This window comes from Allomesorhizobium aridi (genome assembly GCF_043769475.1).
Taxonomy (GTDB): domain Bacteria; phylum Pseudomonadota; class Alphaproteobacteria; order Rhizobiales; family Rhizobiaceae; genus Allomesorhizobium.
In genome coordinates this window covers 6073653-6100025 of sequence record NZ_CP171729.1, presented here as the reverse complement: position 1 = coordinate 6100025, position 26373 = coordinate 6073653, and the positions used below count along the sequence as shown (strand labels likewise).

18 protein-coding genes and 10 pseudogenes are annotated in these 26373 nt (G+C 58.9%); 13 read left to right on the top strand and 15 right to left on the bottom strand.

Annotation, left to right across the window (positions count from 1 at the left end):
• The first annotated feature begins 43 nt into the window (after positions 1–43).
• A complete protein-coding gene (locus ACG873_RS32055) occupies positions 44–295 on the top strand; it encodes a DNA -binding domain-containing protein (protein ID WP_394890004.1) in 252 nt (83 codons plus the stop codon).
• Here the strand turns inward: ACG873_RS32055 and ACG873_RS32050 are convergent.
• The 4 genes and pseudogenes from ACG873_RS32050 to ACG873_RS32035 form a co-directional block, all read right to left on the bottom strand.
• A complete protein-coding gene (locus tag ACG873_RS32050; protein ID WP_394890002.1) occupies positions 271–591 on the bottom strand; it encodes a DNA -binding domain-containing protein in 321 nt (106 codons plus the stop codon). The genes ACG873_RS32055 and ACG873_RS32050 overlap by 25 nt on opposite strands.
• 282 nt (positions 592–873) lie before the next feature.
• Positions 874–1407, bottom strand: a complete 534-nt coding sequence (locus ACG873_RS32045; RefSeq protein WP_394890001.1) for a transcriptional regulator domain-containing protein — start codon at positions 1405–1407, stop codon at positions 874–876.
• Positions 1408–1449: 42 nt separating this feature from the next.
• Positions 1450–1725: an acyl-homoserine-lactone synthase gene (locus ACG873_RS32040; RefSeq protein WP_394890000.1), complete on the bottom strand. Its 276-nt coding sequence runs from the start codon at positions 1723–1725 to the stop codon at positions 1450–1452.
• 178 nt (positions 1726–1903) lie between these two features.
• Positions 1904–2613: pseudogene (locus ACG873_RS32035) on the bottom strand (LuxR family transcriptional regulator).
• A 310-nt stretch (positions 2614–2923) separates the two neighbouring features.
• Here ACG873_RS32035 and ACG873_RS32030 point away from each other — a divergent pair.
• Positions 2924–3058, top strand: a pseudogene (locus ACG873_RS32030) (adenosine kinase); the annotation flags it as partial.
• Between the two features lie 307 nt (positions 3059–3365).
• Here ACG873_RS32030 and ACG873_RS32025 read toward each other — a convergent pair.
• On the bottom strand, positions 3366–4988 hold the full coding sequence (locus ACG873_RS32025; RefSeq protein ID WP_394889998.1) for a trimethylamine methyltransferase family protein: 1623 nt from the start codon (positions 4986–4988) through the stop codon (positions 3366–3368).
• A 98-nt stretch (positions 4989–5086) separates the two neighbouring features.
• Positions 5087–5476, bottom strand: a pseudogene (locus tag ACG873_RS32020) (transposase); the annotation flags it as partial.
• Positions 5477–6100: 624 nt separating this feature from the next.
• Here ACG873_RS32020 and ACG873_RS32015 point away from each other — a divergent pair.
• On the top strand, positions 6101–6649 hold the full coding sequence (locus ACG873_RS32015) for an SET domain-containing protein-lysine N-methyltransferase (protein WP_394889996.1): 549 nt from the start codon (positions 6101–6103) through the stop codon (positions 6647–6649).
• Positions 6650–7737: 1088 nt separating this feature from the next.
• Positions 7738–8773: pseudogene (locus ACG873_RS32010) on the top strand (TlpA disulfide reductase family protein).
• 95 nt (positions 8774–8868) lie between these two features.
• Here the strand turns inward: ACG873_RS32010 and ACG873_RS32005 are convergent.
• From ACG873_RS32005 to ACG873_RS31990, 4 genes and pseudogenes are all read right to left on the bottom strand, one after another.
• Positions 8869–9520: pseudogene (locus tag ACG873_RS32005) on the bottom strand (aldehyde dehydrogenase family protein); the annotation flags it as partial.
• Between the two features lie 57 nt (positions 9521–9577).
• Positions 9578–9754: a hypothetical protein gene (locus ACG873_RS32000; RefSeq protein ID WP_394889994.1), complete on the bottom strand. Its 177-nt coding sequence runs from the start codon at positions 9752–9754 to the stop codon at positions 9578–9580.
• Positions 9755–10206: 452 nt separating this feature from the next.
• Positions 10207–11088 carry a dihydrodipicolinate synthase family protein gene (locus tag ACG873_RS31995; protein ID WP_394889992.1) on the bottom strand — a complete coding sequence of 294 codons (882 nt, stop codon included), beginning with the start codon at positions 11086–11088 and terminating at the stop codon, positions 10207–10209.
• Between the two features lie 17 nt (positions 11089–11105).
• Positions 11106–12461 carry an NAD(P)/FAD-dependent oxidoreductase gene (locus ACG873_RS31990; RefSeq protein ID WP_394889990.1) on the bottom strand — a complete coding sequence of 452 codons (1356 nt, stop codon included), beginning with the start codon at positions 12459–12461 and terminating at the stop codon, positions 11106–11108.
• A 121-nt stretch (positions 12462–12582) separates the two neighbouring features.
• On the opposite strand from ACG873_RS31990, the gene ACG873_RS31985 reads away from it, so the two are divergent.
• The 3 genes from ACG873_RS31985 to ACG873_RS31975 all read left to right on the top strand — a co-directional run bounded on the left by ACG873_RS31985 (position 12583) and on the right by ACG873_RS31975 (position 15759).
• A complete protein-coding gene (locus tag ACG873_RS31985; protein ID WP_394889989.1) occupies positions 12583–13491 on the top strand; it encodes a LysR substrate-binding domain-containing protein in 909 nt (302 codons plus the stop codon).
• A 434-nt stretch (positions 13492–13925) separates the two neighbouring features.
• Complete coding sequence (locus ACG873_RS31980; protein ID WP_394889987.1) at positions 13926–14618, top strand: corrinoid protein; 693 nt, start codon at positions 13926–13928, stop codon at positions 14616–14618.
• Positions 14619–14700: 82 nt separating this feature from the next.
• Positions 14701–15759, top strand: coding sequence for a GlxA family transcriptional regulator (locus ACG873_RS31975; RefSeq protein ID WP_394889985.1), 1059 nt, complete (start codon positions 14701–14703; stop codon positions 15757–15759).
• A gap of 876 nt (positions 15760–16635) precedes the next feature.
• On the opposite strand, the pseudogene ACG873_RS31970 reads toward ACG873_RS31975, so the two are convergent.
• Positions 16636–16964, bottom strand: a pseudogene (locus tag ACG873_RS31970) (IS110 family transposase); the annotation flags it as partial.
• A gap of 3 nt (positions 16965–16967) precedes the next feature.
• On the opposite strand from ACG873_RS31970, the pseudogene ACG873_RS31965 reads away from it, so the two are divergent.
• The 4 genes and pseudogenes from ACG873_RS31965 to ACG873_RS31950 all read left to right on the top strand — a co-directional run.
• Positions 16968–17262 (top strand): annotated as a pseudogene (locus tag ACG873_RS31965) (transposase); the annotation flags it as partial.
• A gap of 365 nt (positions 17263–17627) precedes the next feature.
• Positions 17628–18782: pseudogene (locus ACG873_RS31960) on the top strand (IS110 family transposase); the annotation flags it as partial.
• 394 nt (positions 18783–19176) lie between these two features.
• A complete protein-coding gene (locus ACG873_RS31955; protein ID WP_394889983.1) occupies positions 19177–19599 on the top strand; it encodes a helix-turn-helix domain-containing protein in 423 nt (140 codons plus the stop codon).
• On the top strand, positions 19596–20465 hold the full coding sequence (locus ACG873_RS31950) for an IS3 family transposase (RefSeq protein ID WP_394889982.1): 870 nt from the start codon (positions 19596–19598) through the stop codon (positions 20463–20465). The genes ACG873_RS31955 and ACG873_RS31950 overlap by 4 nt, the downstream gene beginning before the upstream one ends.
• A gap of 262 nt (positions 20466–20727) precedes the next feature.
• Here ACG873_RS31950 and ACG873_RS31945 read toward each other — a convergent pair whose 3' ends face one another.
• From ACG873_RS31945 to ACG873_RS31930, 4 genes and pseudogenes are all read right to left on the bottom strand, one after another.
• The gene (locus ACG873_RS31945; protein WP_394889980.1) at positions 20728–21723 is read right to left on the bottom strand and encodes an isopenicillin N synthase family dioxygenase; all 996 of its coding nucleotides are present in this window, start codon (positions 21721–21723) and stop codon (positions 20728–20730) included.
• Between the two features lie 47 nt (positions 21724–21770).
• A complete protein-coding gene (locus tag ACG873_RS31940) occupies positions 21771–21884 on the bottom strand; it encodes a 2-oxoglutarate and iron-dependent oxygenase domain-containing protein (protein WP_394889979.1) in 114 nt (37 codons plus the stop codon).
• A gap of 75 nt (positions 21885–21959) precedes the next feature.
• Positions 21960–22661 (bottom strand): class I SAM-dependent DNA methyltransferase, encoded by a 702-nt coding sequence (locus ACG873_RS31935; RefSeq protein ID WP_394889978.1) that lies wholly within the window; start codon positions 22659–22661, stop codon positions 21960–21962.
• Positions 22662–22982: 321 nt separating this feature from the next.
• A pseudogene (locus ACG873_RS31930) lies at positions 22983–23660 on the bottom strand (IS110 family transposase); the annotation flags it as partial.
• 234 nt (positions 23661–23894) lie between these two features.
• On the opposite strand from ACG873_RS31930, the pseudogene ACG873_RS31925 reads away from it, so the two are divergent.
• Positions 23895–24109 (top strand): annotated as a pseudogene (locus tag ACG873_RS31925) (transposase); the annotation flags it as partial.
• Positions 24110–25065: 956 nt separating this feature from the next.
• Positions 25066–26301 (top strand): ATP-grasp domain-containing protein, encoded by a 1236-nt coding sequence (locus ACG873_RS31920; RefSeq protein ID WP_394889976.1) that lies wholly within the window; start codon positions 25066–25068, stop codon positions 26299–26301.
• Positions 26302–26373: the final 72 nt, after the last annotated feature.

Here is a 26373-nt window from a genome sequence, read left to right as displayed (position 1 = left end):
CGCCCTACATGCGCTGGAAACCCGAAAAGGTTTAAAGTCCGTCATGAAGCCTGAAATCATAGAAGAAATCCCCTGGTCGGACGGCCTCACGGCCTACGACAAGGAGCATTTCACGACCTATATGCAGCTGCTCGATGCTTCCGCCGACAACGCCACTGAAGAGGAAATGGCCCATCTGATCCTCGGCATCGATCCGGCACGCGAACCGGAGCGCGCCCGGAAGGCTCTTCGCAGTCATCTCGACCGTGCGAACTGGATGGTGACTGCTGGCTACAAGGACTTGTTCGCCAGCTGACGAAATGGCAATGCGTTCCGTCGCGCTTTAGCAACCAACGCCCTGTATCCACCATTCATCAGCGCATGGCCGCGGTGAATGGCGCGGCGGATGCGGTCACGCAGATGATCGTGAGGATCTGTCCAGTCGGCCTGGACCCGTGGTTCGCCGACCAGCGTTTCGGCGATTTCCCAATGTGAAGCCCCGCAAGCGAACCGTCGAGCGCCTGGAGGACGAAGCGGAGGCGGCGACCACGCGCTTCCGACGGAAATAAGGTTCGCGGCAGTCGCCCGTACGCCGTAAGACTGTTGAGACATTCGAGTCCCTATAGCCGGTGTTTCAACTGTTCGGCGGGCCAGATTGCATTGATATGAAGTCGGACGGGCAGCAAAACGCTAGCGCAAGACATGACAGGTTGGACGTGCTGCTCGGCACGCCGCAACAGAACATGTTGGTGCCCGTCGCCCGCCAGCAGGACCGTTGCACGGCATGGCAGCGCCCTCAGATCGAACGGCGGCGTCGCCGACGATGAGGACACCTGTTCCGCGACAGCCGGCAAGGCGTATGCGCACCGGCGTGGACACCAGAATACGGCCGCATCACGCCCGAGGGAGTCCGCGAAACAGAACGCCCCGGCGCGCCAGGTCAACGCGCGAAGCAATGATGTCCAGCGACGACCGACTTTCCAGCCATTCGGCCCGCTCCAGTGCCTGGGCCAGATCATGCCGGAATGCCGCATTGCGCCGCAAGAACTCCCAGGCCCAGTCGCGCCGGGTCAGATGAGCGGTGTAGCCGTACGAGCTCGTATCCCACCAATCCGGCCAGTCGGCGGCGCTGCATTCTACCACGCTCATGACCCAGGCCCCACCTGCAGTGCGGAGGCAACGACCAGACATCAGGCGGCCCTGCAGGCCATCGGCGCCCACAGCACGGGCCATGAAAACCGCCGTTCCATCGAACAGCCTCCAGCCTCTCGGTGGAGACGTCGAGATATCCGGCCACGGCGCGGGTGGTGCCGATTGTGTGCGGTTCGCCGATCCGCACAAGCGGCCAGCCGGCAGGATCCTCTCCATGCGAAGATCGGTGACGGTGACAATTCGGCTGAGAGAGCGCGACAGGCCGAACTCGATCATGCCGGCGAAGAGGTCGTAAGCGCCGAGGGCAATTCCGCCAGCTCATTTCGGGGCGGATGGCGGAAGATCAAGGGCGAAACGGCTGTTTTCCCAGACGCTCGGTTCCGCGGGCGCCGTCTTGCCCTCCAACAGCACCGGAAAGGTGTCGCGAAGCATCGTCGGCCCGTTCGACGGAAGCACTCGGACGCACCCGTCGACATGGCCGTCGCAGCCGCGCAAGACCAGATAATGCGGCTTGAGCGCATCAAGGAATCGATCTCGTACCCGCCATTCGTCCGTACGTCCCAGCCGAGCCGCTCCGGGAAAACGCGGTATCACAGACGGTGCATTTCATGCAGTTCGTCAGTCGTTGTACCAACCCGGTGCGATCAGCTGGATCATGAGGGCCTCCTCGCAGGAATGACCCTGCCATTGGAGGCGAATGCGCCCGCCGAAACAGCCTGTGCACCTATGCAAGCAGAAATGGCTTGTCAGTGGATTCCAGATCTGGCGTCGGCTAGCCTAAGCCTAGTCGCGCGGCCGCCTGGGTGATCGTGCGCACGCCGAGCTTCTTCTTGGCATTGTCCAGATGGAAGGCGGCGGTGCGCGGCGCGATGCCCAAGATGCAGCCGATGTCGGACGCGGACTTGCCGCGCGCGGCCCATTGCAGGCACTCATATTCACGCGGCGTCAGCAAAACGCCGTCCACCATGCGATTTCCGGACAGCTTGCGGCGAACGTGAATGTGAAAGCAGGTCGCCATGAGCTGAAGAGCTTGTTCATACCGTTCGGCGACCCGGAGAAATGCCGGATTGGGCTCATCAGCGGCAAAAGTCATCGCTGTCACCGAGCCGCGGCGATCGACAATCGGGATCGTCAAACCACAGCGGATGCTGAACTCGGCCGCTTCGTCGAACAGCCTCCGCTGAACCTGCGATGTCACACCGTCGCGTATATCCGATCCCCACCGAAACGGGCATCCGCCACAACGCGCACGCATGATGACCGGATCGATCTTCTGATAGCGGTTTTGCAGGTAGTGCGCGGTCCAGCGAGCCGGATAGTTCGAGATCAGCTTGGGCTTGCCTGAACGCTGCGGCGGCAAGGACAGATAGGCAAAGGTGAGCAGATCAAAGCACGCGGCGTACCAGCCATGGCGTCTCGCAAATCCGCCTCATCGACGCTTTCCGACAGCTTTTCCAGAAATGTCTCAAAGACAATTTGCATGTCCTTCGCCATTGCTCCGAGGTCAATCCCGCGATCCGTCGGCAGCGCGCTACAATGACGTGTAGATGCGACGGTCTGCCAGGTCGCGCTTCATCCAGCAGGCCGTCAACTCGCTCCGCGTGCAGGCGTTGCAACAGATCCTTCAAAAAAATCATAGACTCTTAGCAAATCCAAACCGCTAGGAATGCTCAGCAACAACATAAATTCGGCGACACCTGAAACGTCTGCGGAGAACGCCAAATGACAAATCCGTAGGACGAGTGCTCGGTCTTCTAAGTGGCTTGGATGCTGACCAATGATGACACTGGTCGGTCACCTATCCAACGACGCGCTCGGCGAGATCTACACCCACGACATCCATGCCCAGGGTGGCCTTCGACACCAAGCCGCTCCGGGCGAGCCGGCCACCGCCCGTTCAATGATCTTCGTGACGCCGGACGGCGAGTGCGCGCAGCCTCCAGGATTTCGGCGACCTCGGCTCGCTGGCGGCCGGGCTGGTGATCCAGCAGATCGGCCCGCGGCCCAGGCAGAATCTGCGTCTCGAATACCACCCGATCGCGTTCGCACAAAGACGCAATATCGAGATCTATTACTGAGGCTTTCGGCGTCAATCTTGATACGTGAGCATGTAAAGGACTTGCCGTCAGCAAAGGATGATCGACAGCCTCCCCGTCGCTTTTGAAAAGCCCATCTTCTTCTCCCTTTTTAGTCTTCCCGGTTCAGTGATCTCATGGGCTCGTGGTGGCCGAGACTTAGACAAGGCTTGGCGAAATTTCCTCCTGACGTTGTGCCACAAACGCATCGAGTTCCTCGCGCACGGCGGGATCCATCGGCGGCTGCTCGTAGCTCGCAATTATCGATTTCGCCTTCTCACGGCAGCGCTGCGCCATGTCCTTGGAACCTTTGACCTTCCACTGCTCGTAGCTCAGGTAATCGAGGATCTCCGGCGCAATGAATGCGTCCTTGAAGCGCTTGAGCGTGAAGGAATCTCCTAGATAGTGGCCGCCTGGACCGATGCGCCGAACGGCCTCGAGAGCGTCGTCGAAATGTTCGAAGGAAATGCCCCGAGCGTATTTCTCGATCAGCAGGTTCTGTTCCGCATCCGCGACGAACTTCGCCATGCAGCACACAAGACCGGCCTCATCCCAGCCGCCCGCATGCATCATCAGATTCGCGCAGGCACTCGCGCCTGACATGTAGGCCACCGCTGATTCATAGCCGGACTGAGCATCGAAGGTTTTGGCGGAGGATTGAGACGCAGTGGTTCGCCACGGCACACCGTACCGCCTCGCCAGTTGGCCGATGACCGCGTTGATGAGCGTGACTTCGGGCATGCCGGACATCGGAGCGCCGCTGCGCATCGACACTGAGACCGAATACTGACCGTAGATCATCTTTGCACCAGGCGCGACAAGCTGAGTATAAGCGAGGGCGGCGAGAGTCTCGGCGTTCACCTGAGCGATCGTGGCGGGGATGTCGGCGGGAGTGTTGGCGGCGCCGAGCACAAATGGAGACAGCAGGACGACCTGGTTCGCCTCGACGAATGCCCGAAGCCCTTCCAGCATGGTCGCATCCCAGACAAGAGGCGAGTTTCCGGACACGTGACCGAGCATCACCGCGTTCTGATCCATGAATCCCTTGCCGTGGACGATCTGACTCATGGCGATCGAGTCCTCGGCACGCTGCTTCCCGGTCGTCAGACCGAAGAAGGGCATGTCCGTCTCCACCAGGCTCGAATGGTTGATGTGCAGATGGCGCCATGGAACAGCGATATCGGTCGGCTCGCAGGTGAACCCGCCGGCGATATGGAACCCGGGCAGCATCTGGGTCAGCCGGTTCATATTCCGCAGATCCTCGATCGTGGATGCGCGTCGCACGCCCTGAAGATCGCGGATGTTTGGCGCGCCTTGCATGGCGCTGAAGGTCATCGTGTCTGGCGCGATCTCAAAACGCTGCGACGGATCGCGAGATGTCATTTCAAAGCGGGATGGGGCCTTGGAGATGAGATGCATCAGCATCTCGCCATCGAGGCGCACGCGTTGGCCTTGGACGTCGGCTCCAGCCTCCTTCCATTGCTGGATCGCCGTTTCATCCCTGAATTCGATCCCGATCTCGCGCAGGATCGCCAGCGAAGCCTGGTGAATGCGCTCAAGCTGCTCAGCAGTGACGGCTTCCACAGGTCGAATGCCGTACTTGACGGTTGAGACGCGAGGCCTCTTCCCTGCTTCCCTGGCAGCTACGACCGACGCGCGTCCTCCGCGGCGTCGAAGTACGGGAACGTTAGTATTCATCATCGCGTCTTCCCAGAGGGGCACAAAAGGTCCCGCCAACAGAACTTTTTTCGGGCCGCGATACGGGATGCGGTCCCTGTTCATTGATGCTGATCATAGGGGCCAGCAATTCTCCTGAGAACTCGCAAAAGGCTTCGCTGGCATTAAACCCAGTTTATACCTGGGTCGACAGCGGAGGCTCATTACGTGGCAAGGATTGCCCGACCCAGTGGCGGTGGGTATGAGAACCGGGGGAGCACCGCCGGCAGCCGTCGTGTGAGCAGGCGGATAAGGGCGACATATATCCGGGCTTCTGCGGAAGCGATGGATTTCTCCCAGTCCTTGGCCAGCCTGCGCCATCGCCCGAGCCATGCGAATTTACGCTCCACGACCCAGCGGCGCGGCAGAACCTCGAAGCCTTTGGCTTTGTCCGTCCGCTTGACGATCTCCAGGCTGAACGTGCCGACTTGCAGCGCGCCCTCAAGCTTCGGCCCGGCATAGCCGCCGTCGGCGAAGACGTATCGCAGCCACGGCCGGCGTTTGAGAATGGTCTTGAGGGCAGCCGGTGCGCCGTCCCGGTCCTGGATATCGGCACGCGATCCATTGGCGCGAAGGCGAGTGGTGTCGACCGCCCATATGGGTAGACCGTGAACCAAACTTGTCAATTAATGCACCCGCAAAAACGGCAGGTACATAACTCGTGCTCAATTGTGCGAAGCATAGACGGCACGCTGAAACTAACCCTCAGACTCGCTGCCCTACGTCTTCCGGCCTCCGAGGTCGATGCACAGCGGTCTCCAGCAGCGCCATCGACATTTCGTGTCAGGTCTGTCGGATCCGCTACACGCGCTTTGTTTAGCCAACCTTATTTTGCCTTAAGACCAAATAGCCGAAAGGCAATCACAAAATTCGTTTCTCGGCTCGCTCAGTGAAATTGGCACGATTTTTGACGTCCTTTGGTGTGGGGCGGCGAGAACCGCCCGACCGGCATTCATGTAGCGGGCGGCCGCGATGGATGGAACGAAGGAAGGATAACTAAATGTCACGTTTGTGTCAGATCGCCTTCAACGGCAAGGGGTATCAGCAAATCCACTATCTCGTAGATAGCCGCGGCGCTCTTTGGGATTCGAGCGAATGACGCTCCCCAAACACGGCGAAAATTCGCTGTGTATCTCTACTCAAAGTAAAGCATCGCTCCGGAAGGAAAGAAATCGGCCATGTCGACTCCACACATAAACGAATGCTTATCTATTTTGACGGAGGATGTCGCCTGCGCAAGGCAACTCAATGCCCGTAACGTAAGAGTGCTCAACACGGGTGGCGATAGGGGGCGCGGGGCATTCGCTGCTCGCGATTTCCTGCCGGGGGAGATTGTTATCATTGGGCTAATTGAGCGCATGGAACGGATTCGGACGACGAACTCGTTTCAATTGGACTGGAATGTCCATGCTCTCTTTGAGAAGCCGGCTGTCATTGTGAATCATTCTTGTGATCCAAATCTAGCGATTGTGCCTAATCGCTTCGGAGCTTATGACTTCGTCGCTATTGAGCAGATCTCCTCTGGTATCGAAGTAACCTGGAACTACGCTACCTCGGAGTTCGAGTGCATCGGGGTCTCAGTATGTCTATGTTCATCGGAAAATTGCCAAGGTGCAGCTGGAGGCTTCTCCAAGTTGCCTCGCGATCATCCGATACTCGTGTCGGGATTCTACGCACCATACCTTAACAAACCCCGGACAGCTTCCGAGAAAAATAGGATTTTTTAAAATTTTTTGGCGCTCTTTAGCACTTGGAAATGTCCGAAGTGCGAGCCGGCCATATCGACCGGGTTGCATGATGGTGTTGACTCAAAAGATGCAGATGGTTTCGTGAATCCCGTCGATCTAGAGCGGTTCACTGTTTGACTGAATCGAATCGACCCTTCTGTCCGATACTTCAAGATGTGGCTGGATTAAAGGCCAGCATCTGATGATCCGACCTCTTCCCAATGATTTCGTGAGCGTGTGGTTGGGAGGTGTCGGCCGGTGAGAGCAGCCGTTCGGTTGGTGAGCGGTTCGGCGTTGCGGTTTTTGTTGGTGGCGAAATGGGTTTCAACGCCATCAGGCGACGGGCTTGTGCCGGCCAAGATGGGCGGCATGGCGAGCGATTGCTGGAGCCGTATCGTGTTTTCATCGACCAGACCTCGCACCTGCCCCCCTGCCGCCACGAGGCGCGGCCTTTGAGCTGACGCGCCTTTCAAAGAACGGCGCGTTGGCGAGTTTAACCTCTCCGGCGAGTTCTGGCTGGTGCAGCCGCTCCTCGATCGGCGACGCACGGTACCTCGACGAGAACGCTCACATTTCGCACTACGATCAGCCGGGACAAACTGATCGACGCGGCCTAGCCGAACGCTGGGACGGTTGTGGTCTGCCTGAGTGGCGGCGATCTATGGGACCAATCACGTTATCATCGCCCGTAGCCGGTAGGGGCGAGCAGACCGCATCTTCACCGGTCCATCTGCTCGTCCCTCAACCCGAATACATGTTGCGTTGCCCGTGGCCACGCTTTTGTGGACGGCGAAGCGCCTGGTGCGTGTCCAAAGCCCAAGGACAGCGGCAGAAAACATGTAAGGTTCAGAACAAGCATTGGCACTGTCAGGTTACAATCGACATCTGGGAAGTGTGGAGGTTTTCAAAGCAAACAGGCGCTTGCTGCGCGCTGAGCGCGTTGGCACGGGCTTTGCTAATTGATGTGCGGCAACACTGAGTGAGGGTGACGCTCGACGAGCGATGCTCTCTCCTGCCCTCCCGTCTCTGAGTAGGAAACAAGCTCGCTCATGAAGTCGCGCAACCTTGGCATAGCTTTGGAAATTAGCATGGTATTGCGGATGGAGTCGCCGGCGCCTTCGATTCAAGTGGAAACCTGGCTGGGTGGCGAGCCGCTCACCAGCTTCGAGCCCGGCAAAGTGTACATCGTCGAATTTTGGGCAAGTTGGTGCGGACCATGTGTGGACGGGATGCCTTATCTGATGCAGCTGCAGGAGAAATACAGGCACAGCGGAGTTGAGATCGTCGGAGTCGCGGCTAGTAAACGCGCTCCCACGACCGATGAGGCCCGAAGCAAGCTGGACGCTTGGTTGACCGAAAAGTTCTCGAATCTGAACTATCGGATGGCGTTCGACTCCACAGGCAGCTGGCGCGCCAGCCATCAAGGAAAGTCCGCTGATACGGAGCGGATCGCCCGCGACCAACCCGAAGCGCGCGAACAAGCGTTGAAGAAGTCGATCAATGAGAGATATTGGGCGGCGGTGGAGACAGAGGATTGGAAGACCGCGCTCTCGGTGATCGAAGAGGGCATCGCCTTGATGCCGGACAACCTCAATTTCCGCCGGACTCACGTGCATCTGCTGCTTCACAGAATGCACGACATACGGGCCGGCTTGCCGGTCATGCGCCAATTCGTTCGCGACGCGATCGACAGAAACTCCGAGTATTGGATGATTGTGGCGCTAGACCAACTCTTCTCTCTAAACTTTGACCATTCGCACTTTCCGTCTGCTGAGCGCTTCGCGATGGGAAAACAGCTGTCCGAACACATCCTGGCACTCAATCCCCCGGAGAGCGACCGCTGTAAGTTCCTGCCTTATCCGGCGGTCGCCCGGTACTATCACGAGAGCGGCAACAAAGATCGGGCGATCGAGCTGATCGAGCTGGCACTGAAGTCCTTGGACGGTCCGGAGTCTCATCCCGGACGGACTGAAACAGCACCTTCTACCGAATCTGCTGCAGGTCGCCAACTACAAGGGTGAGAAGGTTTGTTACGGCACTCTTTGTGCGGCGCCGCAAAAGGCTCCCCCCAAAAGGTCAAAGTGTAGTCGGCCGAGGACGAGGAAACCTAAAAAGGGACGATAGTCGGAATGGCATACTGGCGTCCCAAAGGCGCGAGGCTGCCAGGTTCGCTCTCGATGCCGCCGCGCCGGTTCAGCATCTGCGTGTAGACGGTCCTGCCCGGCGAAGGCCAGCTTGTCGACGTCCGGATGATCGATAAGCGCCTGACCGCCGCCTGCGCACCCAAGCCGGTGACGATTTTGAGCACGCCTGACGGCAAACCGGCCTCATCGACGATGGCGCCTAACTCCAACTCGGTGAACGACGTCAGTTCGGAAGGCTTCAGCACCATGGAGCATCCAGCAGCCAGCACGGGTGCAACCTTCCACGCGGCCATCAGGAACGGATAGTTCCAAGGAATGATCGCACCCGCGACTCCGACCGGCTCGCGTACCGCCTTCGAGGTAAAGCGCATCCAGAGCGATCGTCTCCTCCGGGGTTATCGAGCCGATCGGCCAGATCGGCATAGAATTCGAAGCAGCCGGCAGCATCGCTTATATCCCAATCCGCTTCCGGGAAGGCCTTCAATTGTCGATCACTCCCTCCGGGCGAGGTCCCTCTGCCTTTCCCGGAGTTGCGGAGATATCCCGCTCGTTGGCGACCCGAGAGCTTCGGCCAGCCATCGAGGTCGAAGGCGCCGCGCGCGGCTTTTACGGCCGCATCAATGTCATCCGCTGTCCCGACCGACGCCTTATGAACGACCTCCTCCGTTGCGGGGTTGGTCACATCGAACGTACCGCCCTGTAATGGCGAGCCCCACTTTCCGTCGATATAGAGTTTGCTGGCATTCCCCGGTGTTCCGGTAGCGCGATGCCATTGCTGGCGAGATCAGGCGTCTCTGATCCATCCCATGCGGTAGACCCGGCCCGTCTGACCGCCCTTGAAGCTCTTGACGTAGCCGAGCGCCACCTCTCTCACCGGCATCGTCCCGGCGCCGGGAAAGAAGTCGCCGTAGAGGTGAACCGATTCCTGTACGAGAGTCGGACTAACCAGATTGATCCGCAAACCCGTTTAAGCTCGATCGCCGCGCTCCTTATAAAGCCGTCCAAGGCGCCATTGACAGGGCGGCGGAGCTTCCCTGCCGGATCGGATCTTCGTTGGTCAAACCGGAAGTCAATGTAAATTACCCATTGTCACCGACGCGCATGAGACCCCCTCATGACGAGATTAACCTGCCCCATCAGCTTACTACGCAGCCCTATTTCGAACTGTTCATTCGTGAATTGGTCCAGGGGAGGTAGTGCACCGCACCTGCCGTGCAGACCAATGCATCAAATGCACCTACCTTGTCGAATAGGTGGTCCGGGTCGGCGATGTCGACGTGAAACGAGCCGCTCGTTCGTCCGACCGCTACAACATCGTGCCGCTTACTAAGTTCGGCCGCCACGGCCGACCCAATCACCCGGGTCGAACCAACAAGGACAATCCGCATAGGATCCTCTTAGATTAAGCGACGGCTAGGAAGCGACCTTAAACAGCGGTGCAATCGCGGCGCGGAGTGCCACCTCCTGCTCCGACGAGAGCTTTGCCAGTGGCTTGCGGACGTTGCCGGTTCCGAATCCGCGCAGCTGCGCAGCTCTGAGAACAGACGGCGTATAGGGTGCCCGCCAGATGAAAAGCAACGAGGGCAGCATGCGCTGCCAAAGTACCAGCGCCCGCTCGTGATCCTTGGCCGCTACAAGATTGTACAGTTCGACAGCCTCACCGGGCATGTAATTTGCTGCGCCCCAGATAACGCCGCGCGCGCCAGCCATCAGCGCATAGATGGTAGTCGTATCGCAGCCATTGAGCACAGTGCCTCTCGTCTGCAGGTACTCCTGATGCACGGTGAAGTCGCCGGCACTGTCCTTGATGTAATTGAAATTGTTAAGACCGCTGAGTCGATTCAAAAGCCGTGGCGAGACCGAGATGCCGGTAGCCTGCGGGATGTTGTATCCGACAATGTCCACGCCGACCGCCGCGTCAATTTCCTTGTAGAAGTTGAAGATGCCATCTTCGTCTGATGGACCTTCCAGATAGGGTGGCAGAATCATCAGCGCGTCCGCGCCGACCGATTCAGCTTGCCGCGAACGCCGCATGACTTCCTCCACGTTGAGGGCGGAGGTCTGGCAGACAACATTGCATCGGCCTGCGATGCGCTTCGCCCCTCGCTCGTAGAGTCGATTACATTCAGATTCCGTCAGGTAAGGGTGCTGCCCTGTGCCGGCCCCAAGAACCAGGCCATGAACTCCCGCTGATATGTATTTCTCGATCAACTCCTCGAAGAGGCCGTAGTCGATAGCCCCGTTTCCGTCGAACGGGGTCTGCATTGCAAGATTGATGCCCTTCAGGTCCGCCATTACCGTTCCTCTTATTGCTAGACTTCGGCGCCCGCTCGCTTGAAACGGAGTGCCGTGACGAACCGGACGCCAATTGATGTGAGAAGTCTCGGGTATGTCCTGCTTGGACTGGCCCGCGCCCTCAGAATTTCGATGACAGCCGAAGATTGCCCCGTGGCTAGTTCGGCGACGGCCTTGCCAAACGCGGCCCCTCGAGCAACGCCAGTTCCATTGCAGAATGCGGCACCATAGACATTCTTCGCCAACTCGCCGAAGACCATTCCGCCATTTTGCGCGAGGGTGAGCAGACCACCCCAACTGGCCTCAAAGCCAATTGAAGAAAGCCCAGGCCAGCGACGGTCGAATGCTACCTGCTGCTGGGTTCGCGCCCTTAGGACATCTTGTTCCGTTGTCTTGAAATTCCTCGCGTACGAGTAAACATTTCTAAGAAAAAGACGGTCGTCGATCGTGCGTCGCACCGTCGTCCCAAAGCTGTCGGCCGGAATCAGCCCATAGGCTCGCTTGCTGCCCAGTTGGGAGACCTCGCTCTGCGTGAGCTGTCGAGTCATGCTCGCGAAAGTGTAGAGCGGTATGGCGCGGCTCTCGAAGAAGCCAAACTTCGTCAGATAACCTGACGCGCAGATGATGACCTTCGAGGCCCTGATTGTTCCAGTGGGCGTTTCGCAGATGTGCTTTGGCGCGCCGAACTGTGCCGCCACAATGGGGGTGTTTTCATGGATGGTAACGTTCGCGGGCAGGCTCTTTACGGCGTTCTTGAGATACTTCGCAGGCTGGACCAAGACAGTGCCGGGGTGGTGCAAGGCTTTGATGTAGTGCTTGCTGCCGGTGATCGCCTGGATTTCCGGGGTCTCAACCCAGCTGTAGTTCTGCCCAAGCTTGTCGAGCGCCTCCGAAAAGCGGTGCAGGTCTGCCATACCGTGTGACGTGGCCGCGCTATGGTATTTACCCTGCGGGTCCCAGTCGCAATCTACTCCATGTTCCTCTACGGCGCTGCGGATATAAGCAATCCCGTCTAGATTAACGAACAGCTCCTCCTTGTTCCCCTTGATGTCTTCGACAAAATCGCGCTTGCGAGGGTTGTGGGCAAGGTCGATGACGAAACCCATGCAGCGTCCGGATGCATTATTTCCAATGCGGGCAGCGTCCACCAGGATCACCGAAGACTGGGGATTTAGTTCGGCAAATCGACGGGCCGCGTGAAGCCCCATCCAGCCGCCGCCAATGACCAGGCAGTCGCATGGGACGTCGCCTCCTTGCCGCACCAGGCGCAGCTCCGGTCCCGACGTGGTGTACCAGCCTGACATTGTGGGCTCGGGATGAGGCGGCGCAACGACAATGCGCTTTTTCGCGACAATTTGATTGAACGTATTCACTGCCAACTCGCTGAATATGGGCGGCCTGTAACGGCGCCGCCTGTCTTGTCGATGCCTACATAGCCCATTCGGTGGGAGGCTCGGTAGACGGAAAAGATCGTACCTGATATAGACCTGCTTCATGTCGAAGCTTCGCAACCTGGTACCATCGACGCACTCGCTTTTTGTCTTCGAAGCGGCGGCCCGCACACTGAGTTTCAAAGGCGCGGCCAGCGAACTCAACGTGACACAGCCGAGTGTCTCGCATTCGATCAAAATGTTCGAAAAGCATTGCGGGACCGCACTGTTTGCCCGAGATAATCGAGGAGTGCAGCTGACCGAGGCTGGCAGGCAGCTCTATGACGAGGTGCGCACCAGCTTCCGCCGTCTAGAACTGCGACTAGAGACGATCTCCGACCGAGGAACCAAGTACATCACTTTCGCGGCGTCGACATCTCTTGCGGCACATTGGCTGGCGCCTCAGCTCTACCATTTCCAGGAAGAGCATCCGGACGTTAAGATCAAGGTTGTCGCCACCGATCGAGACATCGAGCCCGACCACGAGGTTGACGTGACCGTCTGGGTGCGGCCACGGGATTTTGATAGGACCAACAGCTGGTTCGTATGCGACGAGATCATTTTCCCCGTCTGTTCTCCCGTTTATCTTCTGTCGCACCCCGCTCCACAGACCGTCGAGGAGCTGATTCACCACCAGCTCATTCATTCTTCCGATGCCTTTCGCAAGCGAATGGGCTGGCCAGAATGGGTCGATCTTGCAGACGGAGATGCCAGCGAGATCAGACCAAACATCGTCTTCAACGACTACCAGCTGACGCTTCAAGCGGCTCTGGCTGGTGAAGGAATCGCCTTGGGATGGTCCTTGACCGCCCAGCACCTGCTTAACAACCGTCTGCTGGTTCGGCCCATCTCGACTCAGATCAAGACTGACCGCGCCTTCTTTCTGTTAGCCAGCGACGATGTTAGCAAGAACAAGAGGTGCAAGGTGTTGGTGGACTGGTTCCTCGCCCAGTCCGAAGAACTGCGCCTTTGATCCGACTTGGCCCTCGCCGCAACGTGCGCACGAACGACCTAGATATAAATTGGGCTTAAGGCCAGCGCAAACTTTTACGAATTCTCAGGGCCTTCGCTGCTCCCTATCATCAGTGTGATCAAGCAAGGTGGGCTTTACCAGTTGGCCAAGCCACGTTTGTATTTGGATGGCTGCGGCTGATTGTTTCACCGCCGCGGGGTGAGGCTAAGATGGACACTGACGCTCTCGCAATCAGGCGCCGCGGAGGCCCGTCTTTGGTGGTTACTGCACGGCAGGCCGAAAGAAAGCCGCGGTATGGCATCCGGCCCATCGAGGATGTGCAAAACGTCTGGTCGGCAGCTTGATCAAACTCCCAATGTTCCACCTGAAGCCTGGTCGGTGCCCTATCGAGCATGGGGTACCGACCTCCTTTGAACTACGCACCGAGACCCGACATGTCCGACGATGAGATCATCCTTTCCGAACTTTCCGACGACGAGCTCGTGCAGCAGATGCACGACGACCTTTATGACGGCCTGAAGGAAGAGATCGAGGAAGGCACCAACATCCTTCTGGAGCGCCGCTGGGAGCCCTACAAGGTGCTGACCGAAGCGCTGGTCGAAGGCATGCGCATCGTCGGCGAGGATTTTCGCGACGGCATCCTGTTCGTTCCCGAAGTGCTGCTCTCGGCCAATGCGATGAAGGCCGGCATGTTCATCCTGCGCCCGCTGCTCGTCGCCACCGGCGCGCCGAAGCAGGGCAAGATGGTGATCGGCACGGTCAAGGGCGACATCCACGACATCGGCAAGAACCTGGTCGGCATGATGATGGAGGGCGCGGGCTTCGACGTCATCGACCTGGGCATCAACAATCCGGTCGAAAAATATCTCGACGCGATCGAGCAGCACCAGCCCGACATTATCGGCATGTCGGCGCTTCTGACCACGACCATGCCCTACATGAAGGTCGTCATCGACACGATGAAGGAAAAGGGCATTCGCGACGACTATGTCGTGCTGGTCGGCGGCGCGCCGCTCAACGAGGAATTCGGCAAGGCCGTGGGCGCCGACGCCTACTGCCGCGACGCGGCCGTGGCGGTGGAGACCGCCAAGGATTTCATGAAGCGCAAGCACAACTCCAATAGTTGAAGGCTGCGGCACCACCCCGCAATGCGCTGGTGCCAATGCGGCCGCGTGATGTTGATCACCGTCAATGAGGATGTATGACCTTATGAATGCGCCATTCTCAGCGGGAGACCGCTCGCGCATCGTGGGATGGACCCCCGGCCGGCAGGCGGTCAACTCGTGTGACAACGAGTATCGACTGGCCATCATGGCGCTTCCCGGATTTTCACAACTCAGCCTTTCATCGTTTGTTGATCCCCTTCGCCTTGCCAATTCCGTCTCCGGCCGGTCGTTCTTCGAATGGACGATTGCGAGCAAAGATGGCAATGCGGTTGAATGTGCAAGCGGTTTCAGCCTGTCGGTCAGCAGCGATTTTACGAGGGCGGGACAAAGCGTGCAGGCTGGCAAGGGACCCAATATGGTCGTTGTCTGTGCTGGGGAGCGGGTCGAGCAACACACGTCGCCCTCCCTCATCAATGTTCTTCGCCTTTGCAGGCGGTACGGGGTTACAATCGCGGCGTTAGGCACCGCAACCTGGCTCCTGGCGGAAAGCGGGATGCTAGACGATACAACATGTACAATCCATTGGGACAAGCGGGCCGCCCTCTCTGAAAAGTTTGGCCGCCGCCTCCAGGTGACAGACCGACTGTTCGTTCGTGATACTCACCTCGTGACTTGCGCAGGAGAATTCGCGTCCTTCGACCTCGTTATGGAGCTGATTAGCGAACGCCTTGGCAGAGACATCGCGTTGGACGTCTGCCGACATACGACTGCCGGGCATTGGCGCTCCGCCTCTGACAGGCAATCGACCGTCAATGCTGGCGAAGTCCGCATCTGCAAGCCGCTGGCACAAGTCATTCGCATCATGGAGGAGCATATTGAGGACCCGCTGCCCCTCCGCGACATTGCAAAATGCGTTGGCCGCTCACAGCGTCACATCGAACGGCTTTTCGAGCGCTCGGTTTCGTCATCTCCCATGCGCTACTACCTGGATTTGAGGCTGGCCCGCGCCAAACGCCTCATCGAGCAGACAGAGTTGCCGATTGTCGAGATCGCGATCGCCTGTGGCTTCGCATCGGCCTCGCATTTCGCGAAGTGTTTTCGGCAAGCTTTCGGCATCAGTCCGAGCGCTTGTCGAACCCGATGTCTCCGTGTTCGGTCGTGAACCACAAGATTGTCCTACGCGGGGCGCAACGCTAAAGCCGGAACGAACGATAAGTGGAATCGGACCGACTGATGTGGCATTCGCTGAGTGGACCAGTTAGGATCTGCTCCTCCCAACCTGGCTGTGCGGAGGCTCGGACAATCCACGTTCAATTTGAGCGAACGACAAAATGACAGGATCGATGCTGCGTCGGCGGCCGAGTTGGTAACCGACGGCGGGTCGAGGCGGTTTTCGCCTCGATACAAGACCTCGTGCACCGCGGGTGCAGGCCGCGAACGGCTAGGTCTTGTATTGTCAAGCGGGGTAGATGATCTTTCCCCCCATGTCTTTGCCCACGGTACGTTTGCCGTTGATGGACAGCACGGGGACGGTATGAACCCTTGAGACGACGGTCGAGCATACTCTTTCGCGGTAGGGACGCAGGTTTCCTTGCGCCACCCGCACAGACTCGAGCGAGCCCAATTAGGGCACTCGGCTCCTACCTTGGGTGTTCGACGGCGAACCGCTCGTCTACGCGGCGTGGGGAGCCAGTCACCGGCCAGCTTCGTCATCTCGCTGGCTCCGTCGCTGAAGCATGCGTCGCTATAACCGATCACATGGTGCCGGAACGTAAAGAGCGGCCGGCTGTTCGTTGGAACCGCGTAGTAGGCGAAGTGGCCTGTCACGATCTGCCCCAGCCATTTCCCCTGCGGGGTCGGCCAATGCATGCGCCGCCGTAGCTCCACCTCGATGTCCTTGAGCTTCGCCCGCATGCGGTCGCCGCGGGTCTTCCTTTTAATGAGGTAGCGCCCTTAGCGGGATTTTTCGCAGATGAACGTAAATCCCAGGAATGCGAAGGTCTCGGTTTGCTGAGCCCGCGCTGCTTGCGGTTAGTTACCGGGCGCACAGTCGGGTCTGCGCCTTCCGGGCGATCTCACGCACGACCTTCGGCAGGCCCTCGAGTCGGACGCGAATGGACTCCGTCACCTGGGCGGGATGGCGATGACCCAGGCGCCCTCCACCAGGACACGGCGCGCGGGGCGATTGCCGGCCAGCGTCAGCCCACCCCAGTTCACAGTGTGGACCGTTCCGAGGGCATCTGCCGGCGTGGCTTGTCGAAGCGGCGGACATTGCCGACTTCGCTGAGAACGATCGGCAACGATGAAGGAGACACCGCGAAGCGCCTGACAGGCCGCCACGACCGGCGCCATCGACCAGCTTGGCGCTCCGACTTTGCCGCGAGCGACGGCGCGCTTGGCTTCTGGAAGGCGCTCGAGGAGCTCCTTCCTGGCACCAAACACCAGCGATGCTGGGTGCATGAGACAGCCAACGTTCTCAACAAGGTGCCGAAATCGGTGCAGGCCGGCATGAAGGGTTCTGCGCGAGATCTATCTCGCTTCCAACCCGGGCCTCGGCCGAGATGGCAATTGGCGTCGTCGAAACTATGACGCTAAATATGCCAAGGCGATAGCCTGCCTGACCAAAGATCAGAATGCGTCCCTGGCGTTCTACGTTTCCCCATCGAGCGCCGCTTGATTAGCCTCGTCACCCCAATTCCAGCATAGCTCTCGTACGCGTCGGTAGGGCGCACATGCCGCGTAAACCTCAGTAGTTCACCATCGGACAGGCCCGACCCCGAAGGATGAAGCTGGCCTGTGGTCGACCCGCACTGTTGTGCGGTAGGATTGGACGCGGCGCCGGGACCGAGGTCGGCATCGGTTTGGTGCTTCGAGCCCGTTCAGTAGTTGGACCTGGAACCCTGCGAGCACCCCGAATTGTTGACGGCGGGCAGCGATGCCCGTGATCGCGACTAGTAGACTTCGACAACGAGGGTTCTTCCCGGCGTCGCACCGCAAAGGAGGAGAAATCATGGACGTGTTCTATCGACTCGCAGTTTTGCCATGACGACGCGAGAGCTGCTGGAATTGTCCGAGTGGCTGAGGTCGCATGGCTGCACGCATGTCGCTATGGAGGCGACGGGTATCTACTGGCGGCCGGTCTGGCACATTCTGGAGGACGACTTCGCGCTGATCCTGGCCAATGCCCAGCACATCAAGAACGTCCCCGGCCGCAAGACCGACGTCAACGACGCCATGTGGATCGCCGATCTCCTGGCGCACGGGCTGATCTGGGCAAGCTTCGTGCCGCCGGCAGCAATCCAGGAACTGCGCGATCTGACACGCACCCGCAAGCAACTCGTGCGCGAGATCGCCCAGCACGCGCTGCGCATCCAGAAGGTCCTGGAGGACGCCAACATCAAGCTCGGCAGCGTGCTGTCCGACGTGCTGACCGCCTCCGGCAGAGCGATACTTTGGGCGATCATCGGCGGCGACAGCGATCCCGAGCGGCTGACCGATCTGGCGCGGGGAACAGCGCGGCGCAAGCGACCCGAGCTGATAGAGGCATTGCGTGGCCGGGTGACCGCGCACCACAGTATGATGCTCAAGCTGCACCTGGACCTCATCGCCGACCTCGAACGGGCGCTGGCCGAGGTGGATGCCGCCGTGGGAAAAGCCTTGGCGCCGATCCGCGAGCGTGCCCGCCTGCTGACGACCATGCCGGGGATCAGTGACCTCGTCGCCCAGGTCGTCGTGGCGGAGATCGGCGTCGACATGGCGCGCTTCCCTACCGCCGGCCACCTCATCTCTTGGGCCGGCCTGTGTCCGCGCAACGACGAGAGCGCTGGCAAGCGCCGCTCCACGCGCGTGCGCGAGAGCTGCACTTGGGTGAAGACCACGCTGGTTACCGCCGCCTGGGCGGCGGTGCGGGTCAAGGCCAGCTATCTGCATGCCCAATTCTTGCGCCTGAAGGCACGGCGCGGGGCAAAGAAGGCCATCCTGGCCGTCGCCGCTTCGATGCTCACCGCCGCCTACTTCATGCTCCGCGACGGCGTGCCTTACCACGACCTCGGTCCGCAGCACTTCGATCGGCGCCATCGCGACAACACCATCCGACGCTTGGTGCGCAGGCTCCACGACCTCGGATGCCACATCAGTCTCTCTGTTCCACCACTCGCACAAGAGCAAATGACCTCAGCTTCCTAGTAGCGGGCAAGGGCGCAGCCGCCCCTTCAACCGCACCTTCCGCCGCTTCGCATCATGATGGAGGTCAGCCACGAAACGGTGGATTGTTGGGCGAGAAGTCCGGATTATGGCCTAGCAGACTGGCCGAGCCGCAACACGAGCAGTTCGATGGAGCGACAAATCATCACTTGTTCGCGCGGGACACCCGATCCTTGAAGTCCTTGCGCTCGAAGGTCCTAACCGTTCTCGATACCGCGCCCCCGTCCGCTGTGCCTGACAGTATTGTCTCTCACCTGCGCATTTCGCAAGAACCGGACAACGATTCCGCTAAGTCGCGGACAGTTGTGGAGTGCACCCCCAGACTGAGACAAGGAAAATAGCGGACAGTTTCCCCGCAAGGAGAGGAAACTGGGGCATGGCCGGACGGCAAAGAGTTATTGATGATGACCAAAAGCTGGAGCTTCTCCGGCGCATGGAGGCGGGCGAAATCGTCAGCAAGTTGGCAGATGAGGTTGGTATCAGTCGCCAACGACTTTACGAGTGGCGTGATCATCTCAGGCTTCATGGTAATCTGAAGTCACGTCGGCGCGGCCGGCCGGCCAGATCGACAGCAGGAGTTGACGGGACCACACAGCTGCAGAGTGCAGTCGATGTGCCGGCACCTCAGGAAAAGGCACTGACCAAGGCCAGGCGCCGGATCAGGGAACTGGAGCAGAAGGTCGGGCAGCAGCAGCTCGATCTCGATTTTTTTCGCGAAGCCTTGCGGCACTTCGAGGAAGATCAGCGTCGGAGCAGCGCTCCTGGCGAAACGGCATCTTCAAAGTCATCGAAAAGATGATGACCGGCCTGTCGCAAGGCGAATTCAACATCGACAGAATGTGCTGGCTCGCTGGTGTCAGCCGCGCGAGCTATTACCGTCACTGGCTGGATTCAGCCCCTCGTCGAGCCGAGACGGGTTTGCGCGATCTCATTCAGAAGCTGGCTCTCGGCAACACACACTACGGCTACCGCCGGATTGGCGCCCTGCTTCGGCGCGAGGGGTGGCAAGTCAATCACAAATGCGTTCTGCGGATCATGCGTGAAGACAATCTGTTGTGCCTGCGCGCCAGCCCCTTTGTTCCTGTGACGACCAACTCCAGGCATGGTTGGCAAGTCGTGCCGAACCTCGCGAGGGGAATGATCCTCAATAGCGTAAACCAGCTATGGGTTGCCGATATCACCTTCCTGCATCTGGCTGAGGAGTTTGCCTTCCTTGCCGTTGTCCTTGACGCGTTCAGCCGCAAGGTTGTCGGATGGGCGCTGGATACGCATCTTAGAGCAAGCCTTGCCATCGAAGCTCTCGAGATGGCCATCGCTGATCGCCAGCCCGTACCCGGGAGCCTCATTCATCATTCCGACCGCGGGGTTCAATACGCTTGCGGGGCCTACTCCGAACTTCTGCATCTACACGGTATCCAGGCAAGCATGAGCCGTGTCGGCAATCCTTACGACAATGCGAAGGCGGAGAGCTTCATGAAAACCCTGAAACAGGAAGAGGTGCAAGGTCTCGCCTATAAGGATGCAGATGATGCCCGCAAGCACATCGGCGCTTTCATAGAGACCGTTTACAATACGCAGCGCCTGCATTCGGCGCTCGACTACCTCAGTCCAGAGGAATACGAACAGAAGCATTCGCGCGGGCGACGGACGGAAAAGGCTGCATAGCTTAACACGGGAGGTGTCCGCTATTTTCCTTGTCTCAGTCTGGGGGTGCACTCCAACGGTGTCCGGGACTTACCGGAAAAGGTGGTCCGGGATTTACTGAAACACGCACTCACACATAGAGTTTTCTGAAATCCGCCCCCGGGCGGCTTCGAAAGCCCCGCCTGATTGCGGACGGGCTCGCCACGGAAATTTTGAATCATTGTAACTCTCCACAATGAAGCGCGGCAAGCAGTGTCACGTGAGTTGGTGCCTGTCCGCTCTCTCACGCTTTGGCCAAGTGAGCGAAAATTGCTTCGAAACGCTCAAGTTTGTATTCGCCACAAGTCACCGGCTTGTAGCGCCGCGGGTTGCTATCCGTGACACATGAGGCCAAAGGCGCAACGATCGCATCGAAATCACCGTCGATAAAGAAAGGGATTGAGTATCGCTCGCGCCCTGAGGTATTCACCACGCGGTGTATGTTCGCCAGGTAGGTATCGTTGGTAAGCCGCTGAATCAGATCGCCGATATTTATTATAAAAGTGCCCCGGATCGGCGTGCCCTGTACCCAATCGCCATCTCTGTTCATGACCTGAAGGCCACCCACGTCGTCCTGTGCCAGGATGGTCAAATTGCCGTAATCCGTGTGGGCGCCAATTCCAATGATGTCTTCGCTAATATAACCGCTCTGCGGCGGGTAATGAAGCAGTCGTTGAATGCTGATCGGGTTCTGCATGAGGTTCTCGAAATAACTTTCCGACAGATCCAGACTGAGCGCAATTCCCTGCAAGAGTTTTTTCGCGAGGCCCACCATCTTTTGATGATATCCGTATGCCAGTTCCCGACACTCGGGCAGACTTGAGGGCCACTGGTTGGGGCCAAAAAACGGACCCTCCAACATCGAACGTTCAGGTCCGAGGTCAAAGCACTCCTTCAGGTCTTTCGTCTTGCCCGGATCAGTGTTCTCCCCGAACGGCTCAATGTATCCACGGAGTGCCACATCGGATTTGCTAATATGCATTGCCATCTTCTGCGACATGGGAAGATCAAAGAACCTGCGGCTGACATCGAACACAGAATCCACGAAATCCTGCGGAACGCCATGGTTCTTCACATACATGAACCCCGTGTTCGACAACGCCCAACGTATCTCCTTGGCCACTCTCTGCTTGTCGCTGCCATCGAGAAGCGGCGCTATATCAACCATGGGAATTTTGTCAAAGCTTTCGCGTTTCGCGCGCAGTTTGTCGTCCAATCTGGCTACGAGATCTTTAGGCATAAGTACACCTTCCTCTGACGTTGGAGCTCAAGTATTTGGGCATTTTCTTATTTGACTGGCAGTATGAAGAGTCGTCGGGAAGCCTGGATAGCTAGTGCGATGCGTTCTTTCGTGGTGCCATGCTCAACGATGTGGAAGAACCCGAACTTCTGGCAGGGCATGCGTAGGCGCTAGCGCTCTTCGTGTCGACTTGATCGGCTGCCAGGTTGTCGTCAGCGAGATATGCGGTATCGTGGTTACTCCGCCGTTGGCGCGCTGACCTTCTCGGGCACCTGAAAGACCCAGTAGTGCGCGTCCTCCTCGCCGGCGTATCTGCCGTTCCTTAGACACTGTACCGGTATAAGGACGTCCTCATCCTGCAAGCGCCCCACCTGGTCTTCAAAGGACGTGGCCTCCGCATAGCTCTTGCGCACGCTTGCGATTACGAATCCATTCGGGCGCGTGACGCGAGCCAGTTCGCGCAGCCCATCTGGTCCGACATGTCCGAGCGTGAAGACACCGCAGCAGACCGTAATATGATAGCCTGCACTGAAGTATTCCGAGGAAAGCCTGTTAAGATCGACATCGCCAAGGACATGGCGGTAGACGTGGGTTTGCCGTGCCTTTTCAACCATCTCTTCGGAGAGATCGAACCCGTCGATCAACCGGAACCCGAGGCTTTCCAGTTCCACGCCGACGAGGCCTGTTCCGCAGCCAGCGTCCAGGATTTCGATCGCTGCTCGATGCCTGGCCAAATAGGCCGTCTGCACGGCGGCTGCCAGTTCCGCCACGATCATCGGCGCGCAGTACCCATTGCAACCCACATGCAGATCGTAGGAACTGGCCCATCCGCGATAGAAATGGGCCAAGCGACCGGCGTCCCCGTCGAGGGCGTGGGAATCCTTGATGCGAGTTCGCGCGGCTTGCTCAAGTGCTGCCCGTTGGTCGAGGGTATTCATCACAGTTTTCTCCATGTAGAGGCACATGGTCATCGGCGGCGCCGGTCGGCACCTGATGCCGCCTCGCACCGAAGGCTTCAAAACTCGTGCCAAGTGGCCGAACGAGGCGAAGAAGCCATTTTTGTGATTTTCTTCAGCTATTTGGCCGGACTCAAAATATAGAGTTGGCTAAACAGGCCTGTGTCGTGGACCTGACAAACGGCTGACCAGATGTCAGTTGGCGTCACAGTTGTGTGCGGCGTTCTGCAAAGCGTCATCGTGGGGCGGGTAGCCGGTAATGACTTGCGCGAACAACGACCCTTTAGTGCGATTGACGTGCCGAATCCGCCGTTGGTTAGCACCTTGCGCTCGCGCGTCATGGGCGGCGATCCTCTCCGTCGGAATTGGGCCCCTTGACCATGGAGCATCAAGGTCTGCCAAGTCCTCGGCCAGGCGATCAATCTCGCGAATGTGGCGAGCGATGGCGGCCCGCTCATCGTCGGGGAGCACCTGACGCTCGAGCCAGGCCCGGCCGCGATTGTTGAACAGATCGGCATGCGGGCACTTCGGCACCAGATGCGCTAGCAGGATGTCGTGCACCTCGTTCTTCACCCGCGTGCGGTGCCATACGACCTGATTGCGCCGGGCGACAAGGCGGCGAAGACGCTCGGTGCGCTCGTCCGGAACCCACACTTCCGGCAAAAAGCCACTGGCCTGCAGCTGCGCCAGAACGCCAGCATCGATCTTGTCGGTCTTGATCCTCGCGTGGGCGATCGCCTTCACCTGCATCGGGTTGGCGACAATCACCCGGCCGACGAAAGGCGACAGCACCCGCACCACCGCCATAGCATTGCCGGTCGCCTCGAGAACGACCTCGTCCTTCTTGCCCAGACTGCGGCCGAACCCTTCCAGTCCCGAGCGGGTCATGTCGACCCGTCCGTGATGACGCAGCCGGCCGTCTTCCCAAACCACCACCTCCGCAAAGGTGCGGTGGATGTCCATTCCAATCACACGTCTCATCGGCTCCTCTCCTCAGACGGTCGGGAGCCGGCGGGCGACGCGACACCTACGGATCCGCGCTCTCGGCGCAACCGGGCAGGTCGCAGGGGCGGCCAGCTACTAACGCGAGCTCGCAGCTCATCGAATGGATCGGCCTGCCCGCACTTGGCGTGCTCCCGGTGCCCCTGTCCCGGATGGTCGCACCATACGCCGAAAATCTCGTATCTCCAGCGCGGACCGGATGGCACCGTCATGATCATACCGGTTACGAACGCGTTCGAGGCGCTGAACTGGAAACTGCGCCGCGCCGTTTGCACCCGAGGCCATTTCCCCAATGACGACGCCGCAATGAAACTGTTATATCTGGTCCTGAACCACGCCGCCGATGATTGGAAACGACCGCCGCGGAGTGGTTCGAGGCCAAAACCCAGTTCGCCGTCGTCTTCGGCGAAAGGTTCGTCAGCCAATGACGGAAAACGGGCCTCAGGCACAAAATATCCGACAGTCCCTGGCTTTTTCGACATCCTCGTTCTGAACCATCCGATGGACCCAGAATACGGTTCCAAGCCATGCCGCACCCGATTCCGACATTGCTGCCGCGCACCACGTACTTCGACATCTTTTTTCCATTGCCCGGCGACAGCGCAGTTCGATCGGCTAGATTCCAACGAAATGAAAATTGCACCGAGACCAGTGCGGATGGCGGTTGGCTCTCCGGGTCGGTCAGCTACCAATAGGCATTGTCGTCTCCAGAGTGGTTGGTGAACAACTCCACTCTGCCAAAGAGCAGGGCGCCATCTACCCGCCCATGGCATCTGCCCATCCCTCTTCTTCGAGCGGCAGCGTCAGGGTCGAACGCGTGATGACGACAAAGGATCGGGCTACAAGAACCAACGGGTTCGCAAGACGCTCGCCGAACGGGCATCAGTCACGTGCGCAGCCTTACGCGCTGCGCACCAACGGCAAGACCGAGCACTTCATCCAGACAAGCTTGCGCGAATGGAACCTACGCCGTGTCATTCGAGGCATCGTCCAGCGCCAAGCCGCCCTGCCCGCTTGCCTCTGCGACTAATTCATACGGGTCACCGCAGTCAGGATTGCCGCAGAACCAACCTCTCAGCATCATCTCTTCGGGCTCACGCAGGCCCGAGATTGTGCAACAGGTATTGGATCACGCGAAAGCAGTATCACTGGCCGCTCCAACTGGCGTCCTTCGAACATCGGAACCCTCCGAAAATTCGTCAAGAGGCTCCCTGCCACCCGGCCGGCACCAAAACGTCGCCACAAAGCCTTCAGCTAAATTTACAGAATCTTTGCAACCACATCCGGTCGACAATGATACTTAACTGCAAAGTCTGAGGTCAGGCACAGATAATGCCGATTACGTTCAGACCGCCCCGCACCGCACGCAGCATCGGAGTCAACAGTGGCAAGAAGAGCGCTCATTCTGGTTGAAGGTCACACGCGTATGGGTCTTCAATACGTCCAAGCGGCCCAACGTCTTGGTCTTCATCCAATAACCCTGTCGTCTGATCCAGCTCAGTACGACTATCTTGCTGCGGAAGGAAGTGAGGCAATCCGTGTCGATACAGACAATCTCGATTCGCTTATCCGCGAATGTTCCCGACTATGCGCGCCACATGACATTGCTGGTATTATCGGCTTTTCGCGCGCCGACGAGTCGGCCTGTGTGACGGCTGGCAAGCTCTGCCGGCATTTCGATCTACCAGGACCGAACCCCACAGCGATCGAACGATGCTGCGACAAGTTCGCTCAACGTCAGCTTCTTGCGGGCGCCGGCGTTCCAGTACCTGCTTATCGCTTGGCAGCGAATGCGGCGGAGGTTGAAACCTCTGCCGCGGAGATCGGCCTACCGGTCATTGTCAAGCCAGCCGTAGGCAGCGGCAGCTGCGGTGTCCGATTGTGCCGCAACGTCGACGAATTAGCCGAACATACGACCTACCTATTGGGCGGCAAGCATGTATGGCCGTCTGCGCCGAGGATACTGGTCGAAGAATTCGCACAAGGTCCTTACTACGAAGCTGACATAATGGGAAATGAGGTCATTGCGATTGGTGCCGCTGAGTTCGGCCCCCCACCCGATTTCGTCTTTCGTGAATTCACCTTTCCGGCCCCGCTGAATGATAACGAATACAAACGTATCGCCGATGTCTCGCTGGACTGTTTGCGGGCTCTCGACCTTGGCTGGGGACCAACGAACATTGAATTCCGGTGGACGAAGCGTGGCCCGGTCGTCATTGAAGTCAATCCACGTCTTGCTGGCACGCCCGATCCTGAACTGGTTCAGCTGGCTTACGGTGTTGATCTCATTTCCGAGCATATCAAGCTTGCCATCGGCGACGAATGCGATTTGCACAGAAGGCATTCGCACACTGCAGCCGCGCGGATCCTCGTTCCTGATCACGATGGCATCCTTGATTGGATCAGCGGCGACACTCGGGCGGCTGCCGTACCAGGTGTAGCCGAGGTCAAATTCTATGTTGAACCCAAGACGCCGGTCGTCAGGAAAGGCGATTACCGAGACTGGATCGGACATGTCATCGCCGCTTCACCAAGCGTCGCTCGGACCGAGGCGATAATTCAGCGCGCCTTCGACTCGATCGATTGGTCGATCACACCATTTCCGACCCCTGGCGAATAGGAATGGTCTGCGGCACTTACTCCCCGCACCAGCGCAGGTAAGACCGTATGCCCGCCTCTACCGGTGAGTTGG

Bases quoted from the DNA above. Each gene is read 5' to 3' on its own strand.
- ACG873_RS32055 (WP_394890004.1), top strand. From the start codon at position 44: ATGAAGCCTGAAATCATAGAAGAAATCCCCTGGTCGGACGGCCTCACG.
- ACG873_RS32050 (WP_394890002.1), bottom strand. From the start codon at position 591: ATGTCTCAACAGTCTTACGGCGTACGGGCGACTGCCGCGAACCTTATT.
- ACG873_RS32045 (WP_394890001.1), bottom strand. From the start codon at position 1,407: ATGATCGAGTTCGGCCTGTCGCGCTCTCTCAGCCGAATTGTCACCGTC.
- ACG873_RS32025 (WP_394889998.1), bottom strand. From the start codon at position 4,988: ATGAACAGGGACCGCATCCCGTATCGCGGCCCGAAAAAAGTTCTGTTG.
- ACG873_RS32015 (WP_394889996.1), top strand. From the start codon at position 6,101: ATGTCGACTCCACACATAAACGAATGCTTATCTATTTTGACGGAGGAT.
- ACG873_RS31995 (WP_394889992.1), bottom strand. From the start codon at position 11,088: ATGGCGGACCTGAAGGGCATCAATCTTGCAATGCAGACCCCGTTCGAC.
- ACG873_RS31985 (WP_394889989.1), top strand. From the start codon at position 12,583: ATGTCGAAGCTTCGCAACCTGGTACCATCGACGCACTCGCTTTTTGTC.
- ACG873_RS31980 (WP_394889987.1), top strand. From the start codon at position 13,926: ATGTCCGACGATGAGATCATCCTTTCCGAACTTTCCGACGACGAGCTC.
- ACG873_RS31975 (WP_394889985.1), top strand. From the start codon at position 14,701: ATGAATGCGCCATTCTCAGCGGGAGACCGCTCGCGCATCGTGGGATGG.
- ACG873_RS31955 (WP_394889983.1), top strand. From the start codon at position 19,177: ATGGCCGGACGGCAAAGAGTTATTGATGATGACCAAAAGCTGGAGCTT.
- ACG873_RS31950 (WP_394889982.1), top strand. From the start codon at position 19,596: ATGATGACCGGCCTGTCGCAAGGCGAATTCAACATCGACAGAATGTGC.
- ACG873_RS31945 (WP_394889980.1), bottom strand. From the start codon at position 21,723: ATGCCTAAAGATCTCGTAGCCAGATTGGACGACAAACTGCGCGCGAAA.
- ACG873_RS31940 (WP_394889979.1), bottom strand. From the start codon at position 21,884: ATGCCCTGCCAGAAGTTCGGGTTCTTCCACATCGTTGAGCATGGCACC.
- ACG873_RS31935 (WP_394889978.1), bottom strand. From the start codon at position 22,661: ATGAATACCCTCGACCAACGGGCAGCACTTGAGCAAGCCGCGCGAACT.